This is a genomic window from Halorubrum sp. GN11_10-6_MGM (assembly GCF_005435165.1).
Taxonomy (GTDB): Archaea; Halobacteriota; Halobacteria; order Halobacteriales; family Haloferacaceae; genus Halorubrum.
In genome coordinates this window covers 1-496 of record NZ_SGUC01000137.1, presented here as the reverse complement: position 1 = coordinate 496, position 496 = coordinate 1, and the positions used below count along the sequence as shown (strand labels likewise).

At 69.2% G+C, this 496-nt stretch carries 1 protein-coding gene; it reads right to left on the bottom strand.

The features are described 5' to 3' along the window. Nucleotides 1-336, bottom strand: a 336-nt coding sequence (locus EXE46_RS16410) for a hypothetical protein (protein ID WP_137689379.1), incomplete at its 3' end; no start/stop codon positions are given. Nucleotides 337-496: the final 160 nt, after the last annotated feature.

Here is a 496-nt window from a genome sequence, read left to right as displayed (position 1 = left end):
CCCGTGCGGCACCTGCTCGATCTCTACGGGCTCGCCGGTGAGGTAGACCGACCACGTGGTGAGGTCGGTCGAGTTCGTCATCGAGACCCTCCACCCGAGTGCGGTCGCCCGCGACGACTCCGTCACCGGGTCGTCGCTCCAGACGACGCACTCGGGACAGCTGAAGATGAACGTGTGTTCTCCGAACCGGACGTCGAGCTGCGAGCCGCAGTCGCCGCACGTCGCGTCGACGCGGTAGCCACGGAGGTAGGCCGTTCCGCCGGCGACCCACGCGTAGTAGTCCTCTTCGAACGGGCACTCGTGCGGCCCGCTCCGGACCTCGTCGGTGGCGCTCATTCTCCTGCCTCCGCGCCGGCTGCGGCCAGCTCGTCGAGCCGGTCGCTCGCCCCGTCAACGTCGTCGACCTTCTCGCCGGCAGTGTGGTAGTCCTGCGACGCTTGGAGCTTCGCCCACCCCTCGTCGCTGGCCGGGTCTTCCTCGCTCCCGACAACGATCG